3 protein-coding genes are annotated in these 1140 nt (G+C 45.6%); 2 read left to right on the forward strand and 1 reads right to left on the reverse strand.

What is annotated here, in order from left to right; all coding sequences use genetic code 11:
* The coding region (locus R7Z77_RS24030; RefSeq protein WP_318136882.1) for a hypothetical protein at positions 1-406 on the forward strand (406 nt) is incomplete at its 5' end.
* On the opposite strand, the gene R7Z77_RS24035 is transcribed toward R7Z77_RS24030, so the two are convergent.
* On the reverse strand, positions 393-800 hold the full coding sequence (locus R7Z77_RS24035) for a helix-turn-helix domain-containing protein (RefSeq protein WP_023584812.1): 408 nt from the start codon (positions 798-800) through the stop codon (positions 393-395). The two genes, R7Z77_RS24030 and R7Z77_RS24035, sit on opposite strands and share 14 nt — an antisense overlap.
* Before the next feature lie 95 nt (positions 801-895).
* On the opposite strand from R7Z77_RS24035, the gene R7Z77_RS24040 reads away from it, so the two are divergent.
* A partial coding sequence (locus tag R7Z77_RS24040) for an aldo/keto reductase (RefSeq protein WP_318136883.1) occupies positions 896-1140 on the forward strand: 245 nt, incomplete at its 3' end.

Here is a 1140-nt window from a genome sequence, read left to right on the forward strand (position 1 = left end):
GACAGAAAATCTCAGCCGTTCTTTCTGTTTAGATGAGTTTTCCTACTATCAGCAGACGCTATACGGCGAGGCGGTATTCGAAGAAAAGAAAGCGCAATTCTCCTTTTTAACCGAGTATCAGAGACAAACGCTGAGTGAGCTCATTCTTAATCTAAGAAAAGATGGTTTGGTGATGCGAAGCTTAGCAATCGGCAACGAGCAATACGATGTCGCAGCGTCGCTGAAAAACAAATCTGCAGGAGAGGTCGACAAAGAAGTGGTGTTACTGATAAATCGCTACCCGCCAGAGATTGAGAGGTCGATGGTTTGGGTAAAAGCAGATGAGTTTACAGAGCCATCACCGCACGTAGTCATTACTTTACGCAGTGATGGCGAAATGATCGAGTTGCGACTTACTCGGCTTTAGTCTCTTTATGCAAAGCAAGAAATGTCGCCATGGCGGATTCATCTAAAAATCCGTCTGCCTTTTTATGTGCGCGCAGGTATTGGTACCCTGCAATGAGCTTTCGATGAAGCTCTTCTTTATCTTCTGTCAGCTCTTCGTTCATCACGTGTTGGAAAGCCAATTTATAGGCATCCATATCCACCACTTCAGCTCGACGGTAGAGATAACCGCAACCCGTCGCTAACCATTCAAGAGAGCAGTTTGCCCGCATCGCAATCTGATTGGCTTTGGTTAGGCTAGGTTCGCTGCCTTTTAGGTACTTTCGGATGAGCGATTCCGACACATCAACGCGTCGCGCAAATCCGCTGATGCTTTCTTCGCCAATCAAAGTGGCTAAACGTTGGGCAAAAGACATATTTCGTACTCCAGTTCGAATTGCGAAAGTTTACCCGTTGAGACGATGTGAAAACAAGACTAGGATGAATGCAGTTCAATTAAAGGAGAAAACCCATGGTTGCAAAAGTTGTGACTGCACCAAATGGCCCTGAATTTTCAGAGCTAGTTCAAGGATATTGGCGTGCGGCAGATTGGGGAATGACGGCTCAAGAGCGTTTGTCATTTCTTAAGCAACATATTGAGTTAGGGATCACTACGGTCGATCACGCAGACATTTACGGTAACTACGAATGTGAAGCGTTGTTTGGTGAAGCGTTAGCTTTGGATAAAAGCGTACGTGACCAAATCCAGATCGTGAC

This window comes from Vibrio sp. 1401 (assembly GCF_033340295.1).

Bases quoted from the DNA above. Each gene is read 5' to 3' on its own strand.
- R7Z77_RS24035 (WP_023584812.1), bottom strand. From the start codon at position 800: ATGTCTTTTGCCCAACGTTTAGCCACTTTGATTGGCGAAGAAAGCATC.